Below are 250 nucleotides of genomic sequence, written 5' to 3'. Positions count from 1 at the left end.
ACGTGATACAGCCACATTGGCAATGGGCAAATCGGCATTTACAAGCTAAAGCACTCACCGAGCTAGTGCACGAGCGTTTATTGGCCGCAGAGACAACAAAGCGAGGCTTTAAAGTGAATGTTGAAGGCGGTTACTTTATTTTTAATGGCCGTGCTATGGCACTAAACCACATTGATATAGACGAGCCAAGCTTATGCTTTTACAATCTTAACGAAGAGCTGCAACCACTAGATGTGTTGCACTTTTTTAG

1 pseudogene is annotated in these 250 nt (G+C 43.6%); it reads left to right on the top strand.

Annotation, left to right across the window (positions count from 1 at the left end):
* A pseudogene (locus tag AAEY72_RS15800) lies at window positions 1–250 on the top strand (hypothetical protein); the annotation flags it as partial.

The organism is Psychrobacter sp. W2-37-MNA-CIBAN-0211, from assembly GCF_040309405.1.
Classification (GTDB): domain Bacteria; phylum Pseudomonadota; class Gammaproteobacteria; order Pseudomonadales; family Moraxellaceae; genus Psychrobacter; species Psychrobacter glaciei.
The sequence above is the reverse complement of the archived record's forward strand: the minus strand, read 5'-3'. Positions and strand labels throughout refer to the sequence as shown.